Origin of the sequence: Acidiferrobacter sp. SPIII_3, from assembly GCF_003184265.1 — a bacterium.
In the GTDB taxonomy this organism is placed as follows: Bacteria; Pseudomonadota; Gammaproteobacteria; order Acidiferrobacterales; family Acidiferrobacteraceae; genus Acidiferrobacter.
The window spans coordinates 3,072,675-3,090,493 of the sequence record NZ_CP027663.1 but is presented as its reverse complement, the minus strand read 5'-3'; the positions used below and the strand labels follow the sequence as shown (position 1 = coordinate 3,090,493).

Sequence of the window (17,819 nt, the reverse complement as noted above, 5' to 3'; positions counted from 1 at the left end):
GCCCGTTGGTTAGTCTGCAGGCTTTTCGGGGGCGGCATGCGTGATGGCGGTGGAAACGAGGACGTGTTGGCGGGCGTAGTCGTGGTCGCTCCCGACCTGGAGCGGCGATGGCTTTGGGCCTTGTGTCTGGCCGTTCTCGTGGTTCAGGTGGACACCTCGGTGGTCAACCTCGCCGTGCGCGCCATCGGAGTCGCGCTGCGCGCGCCGGTCGCAACGATAAAATGGGTGGTGGCCGCCTACAATCTCGCGTATGCGGCCCTGCTGCTATCCGGCGGCACGCTCGCCGATCTCCTTGGCCGCCGGCGCATCGCGCTCTGGGGCCTCGGGGTTTTCACGGCTGGGTGCGCCGTGGCGGGACTTGCGCCCACCATAGGGGTGCTGGTCACGGGCCGTGTCATTTCCGGGGTCGGGGCGGCGCTCATTCTCCCGGCGACACTCGCGCTCGTGCGCGTGCTGTGGCAGGAGCCCGCCCGGCGCGCCCATGCCATCGGCGTGTGGGCTGGCATGAATGGGGCGGCGTTTGTGATCGGCCCGCCTTTGGGTGGCTTCCTGGTGGCGGTCACGGGCTGGCGTGGCATCTTTCTCGTGACCGCGCCGCTGGCGCTCGTCGCCGCGTGGGCCGTGCGCTCTCTCCCCGAATCGCAGGCCCCAGCCGGCCGCCATCTCGATCTCGCCGGACAGGCCTTTGCGATCGGCGCGCTCTGTGCCTTCACCTACGCCGCCACCGCGCCTACCCACGCGGCTGTGGCGATCCTTGCCGGGATGGCCGCATCCCTGGGCTTCTTCATCGTCGAGCGCCGCGCGGGTGCCGCCGCCATGGTGCCATTCGCGCTCTTGCGCCAGGGTGCGTTGGTGAACGCCATGGGGGTCGCGGCCGCCATGACCTTCGGCATGTATGGTCTCTTGTTCCTCGTGCCGCTCGCCTGGCAGCGCTTTGGCATCCTGACGGTGGGTGAAGCCGGATTCGCGCTTTTGCCCATGTCCATGATCTTCGTCGCGCTTTCGCACAAGACCGGGCGTTGGAGCGCCCGCTTCGGCGCCAAGGCCTTGATCGGCTCCGGCATGGCGCTGATCGCCATGGGCCTCGCGGTGGTGTCAGTGAGCCGTGTCGGCGCGCCACTGGCGCTCACCGAGGGTGGGCTTGCCCTCACGGGCCTTGGCATGGCGTTGGCCACCGGCCCCAATCTCGCGCTCGCCGCCGGTGCCGTCGCCCCTGGGCGTTCAGGTACGGCCTCGGCCCTTGCCAACGCCGCGCGCATGGTCGGCGCGACATTCGGGGTCGCGGTTGCGGCCACGGTGTACGGTGCGTGTGGCGCCGGCCCCTTGGGTTTTGTCGGGGCGCTACGCCTCGGGGCGCTGGTGGTGGCGGCGGGCGCCGTCCTGGCCTTGCGCGCGTGAGGGCGTGCCTTGATGGCCCAAACCGATGGGTGTTCATCCGCGGCTTGCAGGTGAAGGCCTTGCTTGTGAGTGGGGGCGCGACCCCCACGGCCGGCCGTTGTTGCTACCGCCCCGGAGACCACCAAGGCTGCGCGTACGGCGCTAAAGCCGATCCCTCGGCCAAATAATGCGTCTGGCCGCTACCCGAAGATCGTCGTCCATGCGGCCACTCACGTTCCGCATACTCATGGTTGCACGCATGCGTCGGGCCACCTAGACTGAAAAGACATTAAATCCGCGCGCATCCTGGATCATCGGGGAGTGCCGGAGGTTCCGGTGGGGCGGGATGCCAGTGAGCGCATTTCTTGCCATAGATTTCGAAACGGCCAATCACAGCCGCACCAGCGCCTGCGCGGTCGGTCTCGTCTATGTGGAGGGCCGGCGCGCTGTTGCCGAGCGCACTCTCTTGATTCGTCCCCCTGGCCGCCAATTCACCTTCACCCACATCCATGGACTGCGCTGGAACGACGTCCGGGATAAGCCGTCATTTGCCGAATCCTGGCCCCAGATTCGGGAATACATGGAGTGGGCCGATTACCTCGTGGCCCATAACGCCGCTTTTGACCGCGGGGTGCTTATGCGCTGCTGCGAGCACTATGGCCTGACCGCCCCTGCCCGGCGGTTTATCTGCACCGTGCAGCTGGCCCGTGCGCGTTGGGGCATCTACCCCACCCGCCTACCCGATGTCTGCCGTCATTTGGGTATCCCCCTCAATCATCATGAGGCCGGATCCGATGCCCGGGCATGCGCCGAGATCGCGCTTCGGGCAAGGCAAGAAGGGTGGCGGCCGTGATCGTGCGACGGCAGTCACCCCGCAAACGGCGCGAGCCTTCAGTGGTAAGCCTTGGCGCAGCTGCCCGACGGGTGCCGCGCGCATGAATAGCCCCCGACTCACGGGAGACGCCTTGCGGGCCATTCGGCATCGTGGATCCCACCTTCAGATCATCGCGTGCGCGGGTTCCGGAAAGACCGAGGTGGTCGCCCAGCGCATCGCCGACTTTTTTACCGAGGGTGTAGAGCCCGCAGCCGTGGTTGCGTTCACGTTCACGGATCGCGCCGCCCAGTCGCTCAAGCGCCGCGTCGAGCAGCGGGTTGCTGAGCGGCTCGGCGAGGCATTTTTGGGGAAGATGAACGGATGTTTCATAGGGACGATCCATTCTTATTGTTTTCATCTCCTTCAGACATATGTGGCGCGTTATGACAACTTCGATGTTCTGGATGAGCATGAACTAACCGCGTTCCTCATGCGCGTCCACAGGACAATCCAGTTGAAGGCTATAGACGGGCAGCTGTTTTCGTCCCTCAAGGCGTTCACCCGCAACCTTCAAGTCGTGGAAAACGAAGCCATAGAGACAAGTCAATTGCAAGAGCCGTTTGGCGATATCCTCGAGCGATTCCATGAAGAGCTCGAGAGCCACAAGTTCCTCACGTTCGGTCAGGTGATAACGAAGGCCGTGGAGGCGCTCGACGACCCGCGCGTATTCACAGCCGTCCATGATCCACTCAGGCATCTCGTCGTCGATGAGTATCAGGATATAAATCCTGCGCAAGAGGCGCTAATCGCACGTCTTGCGACGTCCCCGGTCCATGTCTGCGTGGTTGGCGACGATGACCAGGCGATCTACCAGTGGCGCGGCTCGGATGTCGGCAATATTGTAGGTTTTGCAGGGCGTTATCCAAACGTGGCCTCGTTTGCGATCACTGTCAACCGCCGTAGCCGGCCGGCCATAATTAAGACCGCGAATCGTTTTGCCAAGAGTATCGAGGGGCGTCTCGAGAAGGAGATGCGGACGCATCGAGACGCAGGGGACATTGAGGTGAACTGTTGGCGCCTATCAACCGAGGAGGAAGAAGCGAAGCGCATCGCGGGAACCATCGCGGCGCTGGCCGTCAAGGGGTTCAGGTATCGCGATATCGCGGTCCTGGTACGGTCGTCGGCGTCCTACGAACGCTTGCTGGCGGCGTTCGCGGCCCACAAAATACCGGTGCAGCCAGGTGGCCGTGCGGGTCTCTTCAGAGAGGCAGACGCGCAACTCTTCGGGCGCACCTTTGCGTACCTGGCGGGCTATGGATGGCGACCCACGACTTATGCGGTCGAGGAGCCCGGGACTCTGGATGATCTTGTGCGGGCGTATGGCGACCGATTCGCCCTCAAAGGTGCCCGACGAAAGCGAGTGTATGCACGCCTCGAGCGCTGGCGCCTTGAGGCGCAGGACGCGACGGGGCCGGCGGATCTGGTGGGCGATTATTACGCGCTTCTGGGTGATTGTGGTGTCTCATCGTGGGACCTGCGGGACGGTTGCGCAATCGCACGTCTCGGCACCATTGCGCGTTGCTCGGGGATCCTCGTGGACTTCGAGAGAACGCACAGGCGTCCTCGCCTGGACCCTGATGTCCCAGGCCAGGTCATTGGCGGACAGGATCGCGGGGAGTGGTATTTTCGCTGGCTTGCGATCTACATCCAAAATTGGGCGCTGGGAGAATGGGAAGGGTTTGACGGAGAAGAGGCCTTCACTATGGACGCTGTCGATCTGACCACGATCCATAAGGCCAAGGGCCTGGAGTGGCCCGTCGTATTCGTGCCCGGCCTTACGGCGCGGCGATTCCCACCGCAGGCAACGGGGAAGCCGATGACCTGGTTGGTGCCGGAGCAGCTGTTTAATAAGGCGCGATACGAAGGTTCCCTCAATGATGAGCGTCGCCTCTTCTATGTTGCCATGACCAGGGCACGGGATTGGCTATCGCTGTCTACGCACGATCGGCCCAATACTCAGAAAGTCCCACCGTCGCCGTTCATTCGTGATGTCGCGGAAAAGATGTCAGGGTATTGCGAAGCGATTTCGCTTCCATCAGTAGCCAATGCGGGAAATGATGAGTCCGATATCCTGTCCGTAACCGTTTCGGAACTCGCGGAATTCAAGATCTGCGGGCTCGCATACCGTTTGCGCAGACTCATAGGGTTTCAGCCGCCCCTGGCTCCCGAGCTTGGTTATGGCAAGGCCGTGCACCATATCCTGCGTAACGTGGCCGAATACACGCGACAACACAAGGAGGCGCCGGACTCCCGGTGGATCGAGGACCTCTTTGATGAGGAATTTTATCTGCCGGCGGCCAGTAAGCCGGCCCATCGCCAGATGAGGGATGGGGCACGGCGCCTGGTTGATCGATATGTCACCAGCCACGGTGAGGACCTGAAGCGGACCTGGGCGGTGGAGAGACCGTTTGAGCTGCATCTGGACAATGTGGTGGTGGCGGGAAGAGCGGATGTCATACTGGGGGAAGAGGGCGGGAGCCACGGTGCGCTGGTCGTTGTCGATTACAAGACCGCGACGGATAATGGGCAGCACGTCGATCGGCAGCTGCAGATATACGTGGATGCGGGACGCCGGGAAGGCCTGGATATACGCGCCGCTTATGTCCATGACCTCCATGCGGGCGCTCGCATCGCCATAGACGTGGCGCCGGATCAGATCAAGGCCGCGGAAGCCGAGGTCTTGTCGGTCGCGGCGCGACTCCGGGCTAGAGACTGTCCGCCGAGCCCGGGCGTGGTTTGCCGGACCTGTGATGTGCGGGCCATGTGTCGACACGCCTCGTAAGGGGACTTGATCCCGATCCTCGCGTTTGTGCCAGGCGCCATCGAGGTATCCACGGCTACCGCGTGTGCCACCGGAACGGTTTTTCTTAAAGGCCGAGCATTGCGGTCGTCGGTATCTCCCGGTAGCGGCTATGGTCCCGGTGTTCAGGCTCACCCGTTGTCTCGAGCGGCTCGTGTCCCGCCTTCAGGGATCCCGTGTCGCTGGATAATGGCACGCCACCAGACGGTGATCGTCAAAAGGCGTGGCGTCTGGTACCTCCACGCGGCAGCGCGGCTGGGCCCGGGCGCACCACCGGTAATAGACGCAGGCGCCGGGTGCGGGATCGGTGATGGGATCCATCGCGGGCGCCAGGCCTTTGGGCGCGCATCCCGGGACGGGTGCCGGCAGCGCCGCGAGCAGTGCCGCGGTGTAGGGATGGGCGGGGTGGCGGAGCAGGGCGTCCGTCGGCCCCTGTTCCATCATCCGCCCTTGAAACAGCACCAGTGTGTGTTGGGCGACATAGGAGACCGCCGCGAGGTCGTGACTGATGAAGAGGTAGCTCAGACCCTTGTCGGTCTGGAGGTCGCGCAGCAGGTTCAGGATGCGTGCCTGGAGCGAGACGTCGAGCCCCGAGGTCGGCTCGTCTAACACCAGGAGACGCGGCTCGGTGGCGAGTGCGCGCGCGAGCGTGACGCGCTGGCGCTGGCCGCCGGAGAGCGCACGGGGGTGGCGCCCGAGCAGCGACTCATCGAGACCGACTTGGTGGAGGAGTTGCACGGTCCGCGCCCGGCGCGCATGGCGGTCGAGATCGCAGGCGAGGAACAGCGGTTCGGCGACGATATGTCCTACGCTCATGCGCGGGTTCATGGCCTCGTACGGGTCCTGAAACACGAGCTGCATCTCGCGGCGATAGGGGCGCAGTTCCCGGTCGCCCAGGGTGGCGAGATCCACGCCGTCCCACAGGATGCGCCCACGGGCGACGGGCGTCATGCGCAAGACCGCGTGCCCGAGCGTGGTCTTGCCGGAGCCCGATTCGCCGACGATCCCCAAAGTCTCACCTGGGGCCAGGGTGAAGCGGATATCGGTGAGTGCCTTATGGGTTTCGCCGCGTGCGCGCCTAAGGCGGCGCCTTGCGATGTACTCGACCGACAGATTCTCGACGCGCAGTCCGCTAATCATGGCGCCCCCACGCACGGATGAAGGCAGGCAAAGCGCGTCCCATCGAATGTCATGGCCGGTTCGGTTCGCCGGCAGTCTTCGCGAACGTTCGCGCAGCGCGGCGCGAAACGACAGCCGGCGGGAAGGACCTCCGGTCCGGGTGGTTGCCCGGGGATCTCGGCGAGACGGCCACCCGTGCCCGGGATGGTCGGGATGGCGTCGCGCAAGGCGCGGCTGTAGGGGTGGCGCGGGGCCGTGAAGAATCGTGCCGCGCCTCCTTCCTCGACGGCGCGTCCGGCATAGAGGACCAGGATGCGATCGGCGTAGCGGGCGGCGAGCCTGAGATCATGGGTGATGAACACCACGGCGAGCCCCCGTTCCCTCTGAAGTCGCGCCAGCAGATCGAGGATCTGTGCCTGGATCAGGACGTCGAGCGCGGTCGTGGGTTCGTCGGCGATGATCAGGGCCGGGTCACAGGCAAGCGCCAAGGCGATCATGACGCGCTGGCGCATGCCGCCGGAAAGTTGGTGAGGGTAGGAATCGCCGCCGGTCGCCAGGGCCTTTAGCCCCACCTCGGCAAGGAGTGCGCGGGCGCGCGTGCGTGCCGCATCCCGCGTCCCACCCTTATGCACGCGATAGGTCTCGGCGATCTGCGCCTGGACGCCGACGCTTGGACTCAGGGCGGTCAAGGGGTTCTGGAAGATGAGACCCATGTCGCGCCCGCGCCAGGCGCGCAGCCGGCGGTCGGACAGTGTGGTGAGATCGGTGCCATTCACGCGGATCGAGCCCGCCAGGCGGCGGATTCCCGAGGGCAGCAGCCCGAAGATCGCCGCGGCGGTGAGCGATTTGCCGGACCCCGATTCGCCGACAAAGGCCAGCATCTCGCCGCGCGCCACGTCAAACGACAGGTCCTCCACGAGCGCCCGCGCGCATCGGTCGCGGGTCAGTCCCAGGGTGAGTCCGGATACCGCAAGCGCGGGTCTGTCCGTGGTCATCCCCGCTGCTCCCCCTCGAGGCGCGCGAGCAGTCCCTGTCCAAGCATATTCATGGCCAGGATTGCGAGAAAGATGGCGAGCCCCGGGAATACGATAAGCCACCAGGAGCCTATGACCGCGAGCCCGGCGCCGCTATTTAGGAGACCGCCCCAGGAGGCATGCGGGGGCTGGATGCCAAGGCCGAGGAAGCTGAGCCCCGAGAGCCCGAGGATCATGTCGGCCATGAGGAAGGTGGCGTTGACGATCACGAGCGGCAGCATGGCGCGCAGGATATGCACACGCGCTATATAAAGACGCCCGGCCCCGAACTGGCGGGCGGCGCGCACATAATCGCGTTCGCGCGCGGCGAGTGTCTCGTTGCGCGTAAGCCTTGCGATGCCAGGCCACGCCACGAGCCCGAGGAGCAGGGCGAGACTGGTCTCGTTAAGCGGCACGATGGCGGCAAAAAATATCATCAGGACGAGCGTCGGGATGGCAAGCAGGGTGTCGAGCAGGCGCATGAGCACCCGATCGAGCCATGCCGGTCCAAGGCCGGCGGTCATGCCGTACAGGAGGCCCGCGAGCAGGCCTATGGCTGAGGCCCACAACGATATGGCAAGCGTCGCCTGCCCCCCGCGCATGAGGCGCGCGAGGACATTGCGTCCCAGGGCATCGGTGCCGAGTGGGAAGCGCGCGTTTGGGGCGGCGAGGATGTGGTGGGCGTGGATGGCAAGTGGGTCGTGTGGGTAGAGCAGGGGCCCGATCCAGGAAAAGAGAACGAGGACGAGGAACAAGACACCGCCACCCATGTCCGCGCGCACCTTGCCGAGCGCCGCCGGCCATCGCCTGCGTCTTTGGAAGAGGCCGCCAGAGTGAAGGGTGGGCCGGGCCGGGGTGCTATCGTCAGTCATAGCGCACGCGCACGTCGAGCAGGGTGTTCACGAGGTCGGCGGCGAGGTTGCCGAGGATCGTCAACACCCCGATCAGGAGGACGATGGCGGTGAGGGTGGGGTAGTCCTGTTCCAGTGCCGAACGCCACAACAGCCATCCGAGCCCCGGGTAATTGAACACGCTCTCGGTCAACACCCCGCCCACGACCAATGACGGGATCATCATGCCGATCACGGTCACGAGCGGGCGCACGGCATTGCGCAGGACATGGCCATAAGCGATGCGCAACGGAGAGAGCCCGCGCGCTTGCGCGGCGCGGACATAGTCTTGCCGGTATTCCTCGCGCACCTGGTGGCCGAAATAGCGCGACAACCCGGCGGCAAGCGGCAGCGCCAGCGTCACCGCCGGCAGCGCCAGATGGCGCCACAGACTCGCAAGCCCAGGTGAGCGCGCGCTGCCACCGAGCCCGCCCGGGGGCAGCCAGGCGAGATCGGCCGCGAATACCAGGATCAGGACCGTGCCCACGAAGAACGTGGGCAGGGAGTAGCCGATGATCTGTCCGGCGCCGATGACGCGCCCCAGGTCGCGGGCGCGCGCCCCTTGCGCGAGACCGAGCGCGATGGCGAGCATGATCGCCGCGGTCGCGGCCACCGCGTCCAAAAGCAGGGTATTGTGGAGATAGGAGCCGATCAGATCGACGACCGGCGCGTGCTGCGTGAATGAGTAGCCGAGGTTGCCATGCAGCAGATGGTCCCACCATGTGAGGTACTGGCGCCAGATGGGGTGATCGAGCCCCATCTGGTGGTTCAGGGCCGCCACCGCCGCCGGCGTGGCATGGACGCCGAGTATGCTGTAGGCCGGCCCCCCGGGGGTGGCGTAGATCATGAAGAACACCAGGGTCACGAGCAGCGCGAGCGACAAAAGCGAGCTCCCGAGTCTTTGGAGGAGCGCCCTTTTCATGGCTGGCCGCCGCCCGTTTGCGGGCATTTTCGGGCGAGTCGTCGGGAAGGCCTCATCGGTCGCGCCTCGCGACCCATAGGTACTGGGGCTCGAAACCGCCCATCGACGAGTAGGCGCGCTTAAGGCCATGTATGTCATCGCGCGCCTCTATGACATGGCGTTGACCGGGAAGGACCAGGAGCGGCTGGGTCTTTATAAAGTAGTCCTCGTAGCGATAGATGGCGCCCTTGCCGGATGCGGTGGGGATGGCATCGAGCAAGGCGTCCATGCGATGGCTGCAGTAGTGATAGAAGTTGTTGGCCCCGCCACAACCAAAAATGTTGCGCGCGCTCGGATAGACGCTCAACCCCCAGGCGAGGTAGATGGCGTCCCATTTCGTGGCGTCCGGCCCCTGGGTCATGGCCACGATCTCGTTGAAGGGCTTTTCACGCAGACGCATGTCGATGCCGACCTTGGCGAGCATGTCTTTTATGAGTGTCGGACCGCGGATCTGGCCGGGCGGCAGCAGGGTCGTGAATGCGAGCCGACGCCCGTCCTTCTCGCGGATGCCGCCCGTACCCCGGTGCCAGCCGGCGGCCCGCAGCAGCTGGCGCGCAAGGCGCGGGTCATAGGCGCCGGTGCGTTCGAGGCGGCGCGCCATCGGTGAGAGATAGGTGGGTGGTCGCGGCGGGATCGGGCCGTAGTCGCGCACCCCCTGCCCGTAGTACTGCACGCGGATCAGGAGGCGCTGGCGGATGGCATGCATCATGGCCATGCGCACGCGCGCATCGCGCACGAAGGCGATCCGCGGGTTGGCGTAATCGAAGCCCAGGTAATTGAACCCCCATACCGGGCCCACCGTGCGTTCACGGAAGCCCCGAAGGGCGCGGCGCCCTGGGAAGAGCTTGTGGGGAAGATCGGCGATCTGGATCTTGCCGGTCTTCAGGCCAAAGAAGATCGACTCGGGATCATGCAGGAAGCGCATGACCAGGCGATGGAGATAGGGCTTGTCGGGGCCCGTAAAGCGGTGATTGGGTCCGAAGGTGACATAGCGTCCGGCGACGAAGGATACCAGTCGGAAGGGCCCGTCGACGACGCTGAAGAAGTGCGGGTCGGCCAGATGATCATAGAGGCCGGTGATCGAGACGTGCCGCCAGGCGGCCTCCGGCAGGGGTGTCAGCAGCGCCAGCCCATTCAGAATGAACCAGCGCGGATTGACGGGGCTTTTCAGGGTGATGCGCAGGCGGTAAGGACCGAGCACCCGGAACAAAGCTACGTCCGTGGGGATGCCGCCGACCCCGTAGTTGGCGAACTGTGGTCCCAGGCGCTGAATCATATGGTAGGTGTAGGCCACGTCCGCGGTCGTCACCGGCGCCCCGTCGGACCACCGCCAATGGCGCCACAGGGTGACGGTGAAAACCCTGTGGCCGGGACTTACGGTGATGCGCCGCGCGATGCTCAAGGTCTTGTTGATATGGAATCGGCGCGTCACCCATACGAGCGGTTGATAGAGCAGGCCCGCCGCCTGCTGGTCGAAGGCCGACGAGATCAGAAGCGGATTGAAACCGTTCACCGCCGCCGGCGGCGAGAGCCCCACCCCGGGCACGGTGACCACCGTCCCGCCATGGATCGGACCGAGGATCGGGGCGTGTGCGGCATGGGCGCCCGCCGCCAGCGCGCATAAGCCGCCGCACATCACCGCCCGCGCTATCCGGTACCGCAAGGCCATGTCTGGCCCCCATCTCATCGTCTTTGTGCATCATGCCAAAGGTGTGCGTCCGGCGCGACCGCAGGCGACGAAAGGACCCGGCGCGCGGCCGCCGGCCGATCACCACGCGAGCCGCAGGGTGCTCAGGATCTCGCGGGCGCGGGCGGGATTGACGCCGGTCTCGCGCGCGTAGTCGGGCCACCGCGCCACGACATCGACGATCTCCCCCAGCATCCGATCCGGTGCGTGGATACCCAGGGACCGCCCCACGGCCAGCAGATCGTCGCGCGTAAAGCCGTCGCGTTTTCCGTTGATGGTCATCTGGTGACGGCTGGTCCAGCGGCCGCCCGGGTTGTGGGCGTATATCATGTCGAAGGCGGGGGCGAGCCGCCATTGGCCGTCCTGATCCATCAGGAATGCAATGTTTTTGGTGTGGTCGTCCTGGTTGCGGGCCACGACATTGAACAGCATGCGCCGGTATTGTTGAACGGCCTCCGCGCGCGGCAGGCGCAACTCGCGCATGACCGCGAACACCTGCTCATATCCATAGGCCCCGGGGGCGTTGTAGTCGTAATGTGCAAGCCCGCAGAGCGATTGCAGATGGCGTTTGCCCAGGGTCCCGCGATCGAAGCGTTTCGTGAGGAAGTGGGCCCGGCCGTTTTCTTCCAGAAGACGACACTCGCTCATCGTGATCCCCGCGGCCGAGGCCATGAGCGAGTAGGCGTATTCGATACGCCCGTGGTCCCGGGTCTTGCCAAGCTCGAGATCGGCCACGCCGTCGAACTTGAGGAGCCAGTGATCATAGCCCTCGGGCACCGGTCCCTGGCCGGACAGGATCCGGCCGGCGCCATTCATGGCGATGACCGCCTTGGCGCGTGCCCCGCCCGCCGAGGTACCCACGCGCAGGATGTCGCGCAAGGCCTCGGCGTCCGGGCCGTCGCCACTACCGACACGGGCATCGAGACGGTCTCGGGCGGCGGTCACCTCGCGGGCCAGTGCGACGAGTTCGGCGATGTCGACGGATACGCGGCGCTTGAGGTCGGTGTTGAGGGCCGGGCGGAATTCGAGGGCGCCCATGCCGCGGTCGCCCATATAACAGAGGCGCTCCACCGGGTTGAACTCGGCGATTACGCGACCGGTGCGGGCCAGCCAGGCGTCTATCAAGGCGTTGCCGAACTTGTCGGGCAGGGCGTCGGCCAAAAGGCCCGGCAGGCCCATGAAGGTCTCGCGGTTCAAGGTCGGGAAGACGAACACCTGCCCGCGCGCCCGAGCACGCGGCATGACAAGTGGTGCGACGTCGAGACCCAAGGCCAGGAATCGCGGTTCGAATTCGAAGGCCGCCAGCTCCCGGTCCGGTAGCCAGCTGACCGCCCCTATGTCCTGTCCCCAGAGCCGTGCGATCGCGGTCGTCGTGCGCGTTACCATGCGGGCCCATCTGGACCCGCCCCGCCCTTAGCCGAGGCCCGACGGCGCCCCCGCCCCCGGCGGGCGAGCGCCAGCGGACTTACCGGTGGTTCGGGGAGAAGGGCGTCGACGGCGGCCAGCGCGCCCAGTTCCCGCAAGATCGCGATCAGGGTCTCGAGCTTGCCGCGCCCGGCCTCCAGGGCCTTCAAGGTCCCGAGACTCACGGCGGCACGGGCGGCCACGTCTTCTTGGGTGCGGTTGCGGCGTAACCGCAAGGCGCGTAGCCGCTCCCCGAGCCGCGCGGCGATGGCGCGGTCACTGAGCGATTCATGTCCGGTGTCCATAATGGGTATTATATCATCTATTCCCCATGGATATGCCATTAATAGCCAATTTTATATACGTAATGGATCCAGAGGCTACCTCGCGGGGTATGGGCGTTGTTCCCGAGAGGGGGTCTTTCGGTTCGCGGAGAGGTCCGCGGGATCGACCACGGTCTTATCCTTGAGGCGACGTGAATGGGCAGCCTAGCGCAGCGCTTATCGTAGCCCCAGGGCCATGGTAACATCCCGTGGAGCGGTCCTATTGAGGGTGGCGCGGGATGGATGCCGGGACGACGGGTCGGAAGCTTGCGGCCGACGACGGGGTATTCGCATTGGCGGATAGGGGCGCGGGTGCGTTCTGGATCTGGGCCCACACGTGCCCCACGCCGCAATGCCTCTGTCGAACCGCCGTGATCATCGCAAGCGACGCGGGGCGCGACACACTTATGGCGCGCGGTGCCTGTGTCCGCCATGCCTGGGAAACGGGCGCGGATTACGAGGTCGCGGCCCGCGAGGTTTCCGGTCTTCCGGCCTTCGCTCTCGATATCGACAGCGCCCTGCCGCTTGCGTCTGATGGCGAAGGGCCCTTGGATCTGGCGGCCCACCCCGAGATCCGCGCCATAACCGAGGCGATCGATGGCGAGGTGCTCGACGCCATCGCGGGTCTCTGGCACCGCGCCAAGGGGCGGAGCGATCCGCGCGCCATACCGCTTGCCAAGACCCTGTTCATGCCGGGATGGAGGCCGGGGGAGAAGTTGCCGTGGAGGGAGGTGTATGAGGGCGGCCGGCGCGACCTCTATGAGCTCGATGGTCAACTCTACGAGGCCGTGGACTTCTATTGCCCGACGCCGGATTGCGCCTGTGACGAGGTTGACGTCGATTTCGAGCCGGTGAGCGTCCTGTGGGGCGATGGTCCTCCCGGCTATGTCCACACCCACCTCACGGGCGCGCACGAGATGCGCGCCGAGGACAACGGGGCGGCGCGGCTGGGCGCGCTCTGGGACGCGTTTCGTCAACGACACCCCCGTCATCTCGAACGCTTTGCACGTCGCCATGCCGAGATGAAGGCCGCGGGTCGGCGGATCATCACGCGCAAGGTCGGCCGCAATGAGCCTTGCCCGTGCGGTTCGGGCCAGAAGTACAAGAAGTGCTGTGGCGCCTGATCCAAGGGGATGAATGGGGCCGGTTCGCGTCCGACGGGATGCGCGGCGACTCCCCAGCCTGCGGGGCATGGGTCTTGCGTCTTCGTGCTGTGCCCGATGCCTCGGGCGACCCGATGGATGGGGGATGGGAATGCCTGTAAAGCGCTCGCGACCGCGCAGGGAGGGAGCGCGGGGCCCATACAGGCAAGGTCGCCCAGGCCTGGGCCTCGTCGACTAGCGGCGTGTCCGACGGGGATCGGCCGCGGCCGCGCGCGCCCTGCCGGCAAACAGGTGGTTACCCTGTTCGCGGGCGCGTATCTCGGCCTCGCGCATAAGCGTAAGCGCGGTACTGCGCGTCCGCGGATCACGAAGCCGGCGGTGCCATAGGCCTTCTTGCAGCAGGAGGTCCGGCAGCATGAAGAATGCCCCGGTGGTGTCGACAAGGTCACGCGCGTGGCGCATGGCCTCCGGGAATCCCGGGTCGCCCGCGGCGAGCAGGGCCGCGCATTGGATGGTGGCGCAGAATGCGAGTCCGCTCCGCCACATCGCCTCGATGCCCAAAAGCGCGGTCGCCAGATGGCGGGCGGCATCCTCCGTCCAATCGCCGGCCTCCGCGCGTATCCACGCCCGGTATATCGAGGCCACCGTCGCCCATAACGTGAGCGAGGCCTCGGCGCACACCTCCTCCAGGCGCGCCACGACCCGTTCGGCGCGCCCGAGGTCTCGCTTGAAGAACGCCAGCGCGCCGTGGATCGTGAGCACATAGGCAATGGTGGCATGGACGCCGGAATCCTCGGCCTCGCGTTCGAGTTCATCGATCTCCCCGAGGCTTTGTTCCATGCGCCCCTGGGCGAGACGGCTGATGGCCCGGTAGGCGCGCAGGCTTACGGCGACATCCTCGCCGAGGAGCTTGCGACTCAAGGCATGGAACTCGCGCCGGCATTCCCGGACACCATCTTCGAGGGCCGCCGCGGACGCCTCGATCCGTCCTTGCCACAAAAGTGACACCCCCTGGGCGAAGCGCCCGGCGGCCACCCCAAAGCGCGGTTCCTCGCATTCCCAGGCGGCCTCCGCCAAGGTGTCGGCGGCGCGCTCGGCCGCACGCATATCACCGAACCCAAAGGCGTCGAGCCACGCGGCGCGCAACACGAGATAACGCGGTGGCCCGGTCACGTCATATCGTTCACAAAGCGCCAGCAGGCGCGTCAGGTTGGCGCGGATACGCTCGCTCGTAAAGCCCTCCACGCCCCAGCCGGTGGCCGCGAAGTCGCAACGGATGGCGAGCTCGTGACGCCAGAAGGCCTCGGCATCGATCGATGCCTCAATGGCGGCGAGTGCCGTGGTCAGGTGCAGCAGTGCGGTTTGCGGCGCGAGAAGGGTGGCCGCGCGCCGCGCCGCCAACCGCCAATAGATCAGACCCTCGCCTAGGTCACCGCCATGGGTGAAGTGCTCGGCGAGGCGTTCCGGATGGGCCGCGCTCCAGCGCGCATCCTGACTCAAGAGGAGGGCCGCCTTGTGGTGCCAGACGCGTGCCTGTTCGCGCGCGAGCGTAGTCCGCGCCGCCTCGAAATAGAGCGCGTGCGCAAAGCGTGTCTGCCCATCGTCATCGCACACAAGGATGCCCGCATCCTTCAAGACCCCACACGCCCGCGTGAAGTGGTCTTCCGGGGAGGCCCACAGGCGGGCCAGATGCTCGGATGGGAACGACTGCCCGAGGATGGACGCGGCCTGGGCGAGACCCGCGGCCGCGCCCAGGGCATAGATCCGCCCGACCAGGATCTCTTGGAGGTTGTCCGGGATCGGTGTTTGCGCATCGTTCGCGGATTGCGCCAGATGGGCGATGGTCCTTAGGAACAGCGGCGTGCCCGCGGCGCGCTCGACGATCGATCGCCGTACCCCCACTGGCATCTCGGGGGCGATATCGAGGACGAGCTGCGCGGCCGCGACCACTGACAGCGGCTTCAAGGGCAGATCGATGGGGATGAGCCCGGCTGGCGTCGGCAACGCGCCGCGTCCGCGGGAGGCGAGAACGACCAGGCATGGGAGGCGTACCATCTTCGTGATGAAGAGCGCCAAAAGCTCCATCGAGCTCGGGTCCGCCCATTGGACATCGTCGACGATGATGACGCGCGCCACCTCGTTTAGGCCATTGGCAAGAACCTCCAACACGCTCTCATACAAGGCCTCCTTGAAATCCGCCGTGGCGGTGCGCGTCTCGATCACCGGGTCCGAGACCGGTATGCCAAGCCATGCCGCCCACACATCCACGAGCCACGCATCGCATATGCCCCGCGCGCCGAGTTGCGCTGACAATTCCGGATAGGTGAGCAGGTCTCCATGGCCGCCGAGGATGTCCCGGACGACCTCCGCAATCGGGCCGAGCACGCTCCTTTGATGCTCTGGGGCACAATGATAGTAGCGAATCAGGGTATCGGCGGGGAGATCCCGAACGAAGTGGCGCAAGAGATGGGTCTTGCCGATGCCGGGCTCCCCGTGCATATGGATCAGGGTGCCGCGCCCGGATCTCGCGACCCGCGCCCAGGCGGCGCGCAGCACGCGTTCTTCGATCTCGCGGCCGAAGGTTCGCGGCGGGGCGTGCGCCGAGGGCGCCGCGCGGGGCTCGACGAGCCGGAAGGCGGCGAGGCCCGTCATCTCCGGGTCGTCGGCGGGGGCGTAACGGAACAGGGTGGCGGCGGCATCGCGGGCGGGCTGTGAGACCAATATCCCGCCGGTACTGCGAAACGCCAGATCATGGGCGGCCCGCGAGACGCCGCCCATGATCTGGGGGCTGGCGTCATGGGTCACGAGGGCCGTGCCGCAGTGGATGCCAAGATCGATCAGGACATCGGGCGAGAGTCGTGATCGGATGCGCAGCGCACACTCGGCCGCGCGGCGCGCACCGTCCACCTGATCGTGAAATCGGACCTCCATCGAGCCGTTGGGATTCAGAAGGGACAGGCCGCCAAAGAGCCTCGCGATCTCGGCGACCAGGGGATAATGGCGTACCACCAAGGTCTCGGTATCCTCGCCGGCCTTATGTAAATGGCAGGCCAGCACCGCCACCGCGCCCTTATGAAAGGTGGGGGACGGTTCTTCCGCGATTGGCGAATGATGCGTCACGGGCGCGGCCGTTTGCGTATGTCGCGCACGAAAGGCGCGCAGGGCCTCTCCCGGGCGCCGCCCCCGTTCCTCGGCCAGGCGTCGGCTAAAGAGATCCGCATGGGCCAATGCCGCGTTCTCGAGCCCCGATTCGCACAGGGTCTCCATGAGGGCAAGATGCGCGAGTTCGTCGTAGGGTGAAAACCCGATCCATTGGCGCGCGAGGTCCTGGGCCTGCGACAATTCCCCGCGTTCGCGCGCCTCGTTCAATGCCGTATGAAACAGATCGGCGACGAGGGCCGCGAGCGTGTCGATCTGGCGGCTGAACCAGGACTGCCAGCGGACGTTGTCGCGGTCATTGTATCCGCGCGGCGTCCCACGCAAGAGGTTCAGGGCGCGTCCCCGATCCTCTTTGCAGCCCGAGGTCGCCAGTTCCCGGAAGGCGCGCGCGTCGAGCCCGTAATGGTGCGCATGCAGGCCCACGGCGTCACCCTCCACGCGCAGGATGTGTTGGCCGTGGCGGCCGAGCGCGGACTTCAGTCCATGGAGCGCCTGACTCAAGCGTGGGCGCGAGCGGTCTTTCGCGATCCCCGGCCAGAGCAGCGAGGTCAGGGTGTCGCGCGAGCGCATGTCGCCTTCCATGGCGAGATACACGAGCAGGCGGCGCGCCGCGGGCGGCGGAACGGGGCGATCGCGGCCGTCGACGCGCAACTGGAGCGGACCCAGGATGGCGATTTCGACAAAGCCGCGGCGATCGCGTCGTTCTTTGGGTTCGCGCATCACGCTTTCAGGGTTCCGATTCCGTCGATTACGGACAAAGGCACGCAGACCGCAATGCGCCGATACGACCCATCCTCCGCGGGCCCGGTGTTATGGTCTGTCCGAAAACATAGGCGTATTCCAGGGCTGGAGGCATTAATCGATCTCGCGGCGGACTGACTTCTTTCTGATACAGGCATGCTAACACGTTGATACGAAAGGTGTAACAGGCACAATAATCGGCAATAGCGGAGGCGGTATAGTGGCGCCCCATGACGGTATGGTTTTGGCGCGCAAGCCGCTTGCTAAAGGGATGCGCGAGACTCGGGGTGGTATCCCGGGCATAGGGATGTGCACGCCGGGCGTAACCGGGCGCGATTCTACAGCGGGGATGCGTAGTCTTGCGCCGT

The 17,819-nt window shown here is 65.9% G+C and carries 12 protein-coding genes; 4 read left to right on the top strand and 8 right to left on the bottom strand.

What is annotated here, in order from left to right; translation table 11 throughout:
- Positions 1 to 36: 36 nt before the first annotated feature.
- The 3 genes from C4901_RS15735 to C4901_RS15725 all read left to right on the top strand — a co-directional run bounded on the left by C4901_RS15735 (position 37) and on the right by C4901_RS15725 (position 5,033).
- A complete protein-coding gene (locus C4901_RS15735; RefSeq protein ID WP_110138140.1) occupies positions 37 to 1,398 on the top strand; it encodes an MFS transporter in 1,362 nt (453 codons plus the stop codon).
- A 325-nt stretch (positions 1,399 to 1,723) separates the two neighbouring features.
- On the top strand, positions 1,724 to 2,230 hold the full coding sequence (locus tag C4901_RS15730) for a 3'-5' exonuclease (RefSeq protein ID WP_205736075.1): 507 nt from the start codon (positions 1,724 to 1,726) through the stop codon (positions 2,228 to 2,230).
- Positions 2,231 to 2,312: 82 nt separating this feature from the next.
- On the top strand, positions 2,313 to 5,033 hold the full coding sequence (locus tag C4901_RS15725) for an ATP-dependent DNA helicase (RefSeq protein WP_168185773.1): 2,721 nt from the start codon (positions 2,313 to 2,315) through the stop codon (positions 5,031 to 5,033).
- A gap of 183 nt (positions 5,034 to 5,216) precedes the next feature.
- Here C4901_RS15725 and C4901_RS15720 read toward each other — a convergent pair whose 3' ends face one another.
- The 7 genes from C4901_RS15720 to C4901_RS15690 form a co-directional block, all read right to left on the bottom strand.
- Positions 5,217 to 6,191 (bottom strand): ABC transporter ATP-binding protein, encoded by a 975-nt coding sequence (locus C4901_RS15720; RefSeq protein WP_145960761.1) that lies wholly within the window; start codon positions 6,189 to 6,191, stop codon positions 5,217 to 5,219.
- Positions 6,188 to 7,165 carry an ABC transporter ATP-binding protein gene (locus tag C4901_RS15715; RefSeq protein WP_110138136.1) on the bottom strand — a complete coding sequence of 326 codons (978 nt, stop codon included), beginning with the start codon at positions 7,163 to 7,165 and terminating at the stop codon, positions 6,188 to 6,190. The genes C4901_RS15720 and C4901_RS15715 overlap by 4 nt, the downstream gene beginning before the upstream one ends.
- On the bottom strand, positions 7,162 to 8,055 hold the full coding sequence (locus tag C4901_RS15710; RefSeq protein ID WP_110138135.1) for an ABC transporter permease: 894 nt from the start codon (positions 8,053 to 8,055) through the stop codon (positions 7,162 to 7,164). The genes C4901_RS15715 and C4901_RS15710 overlap by 4 nt, the downstream gene beginning before the upstream one ends.
- Positions 8,048 to 8,995, bottom strand: coding sequence for an ABC transporter permease (locus tag C4901_RS15705; RefSeq protein ID WP_110138134.1), 948 nt, complete (start codon positions 8,993 to 8,995; stop codon positions 8,048 to 8,050). Before C4901_RS15705 ends, C4901_RS15710 begins: the two co-directional genes overlap by 8 nt.
- Positions 8,996 to 9,047: 52 nt before the next feature.
- Entirely contained in the window at positions 9,048 to 10,703 is a 1,656-nt protein-coding gene (locus C4901_RS15700; protein ID WP_205736074.1) for a peptide ABC transporter substrate-binding protein, read from the bottom strand.
- Positions 10,704 to 10,802: 99 nt separating this feature from the next.
- On the bottom strand, positions 10,803 to 12,107 hold the full coding sequence (locus tag C4901_RS15695; protein ID WP_110138133.1) for a type II toxin-antitoxin system HipA family toxin: 1,305 nt from the start codon (positions 12,105 to 12,107) through the stop codon (positions 10,803 to 10,805).
- Positions 12,101 to 12,430, bottom strand: a complete 330-nt coding sequence (locus C4901_RS15690; protein WP_168185772.1) for a helix-turn-helix transcriptional regulator — start codon at positions 12,428 to 12,430, stop codon at positions 12,101 to 12,103. The genes C4901_RS15695 and C4901_RS15690 overlap by 7 nt, the downstream gene beginning before the upstream one ends.
- Before the next feature lie 257 nt (positions 12,431 to 12,687).
- Here C4901_RS15690 and C4901_RS18295 point away from each other — a divergent pair, with 257 nt between their 5' ends.
- Positions 12,688 to 13,572: an SEC-C metal-binding domain-containing protein gene (locus tag C4901_RS18295; protein ID WP_205736073.1), complete on the top strand. Its 885-nt coding sequence runs from the start codon at positions 12,688 to 12,690 to the stop codon at positions 13,570 to 13,572.
- A gap of 213 nt (positions 13,573 to 13,785) precedes the next feature.
- Here the strand turns inward: C4901_RS18295 and C4901_RS15680 are convergent, their stop codons facing one another.
- Positions 13,786 to 17,430 (bottom strand): AAA family ATPase, encoded by a 3,645-nt coding sequence (locus tag C4901_RS15680; RefSeq protein WP_110138131.1) that lies wholly within the window; start codon positions 17,428 to 17,430, stop codon positions 13,786 to 13,788.
- Between the last annotated feature and the right edge of the window lie 389 nt (positions 17,431 to 17,819).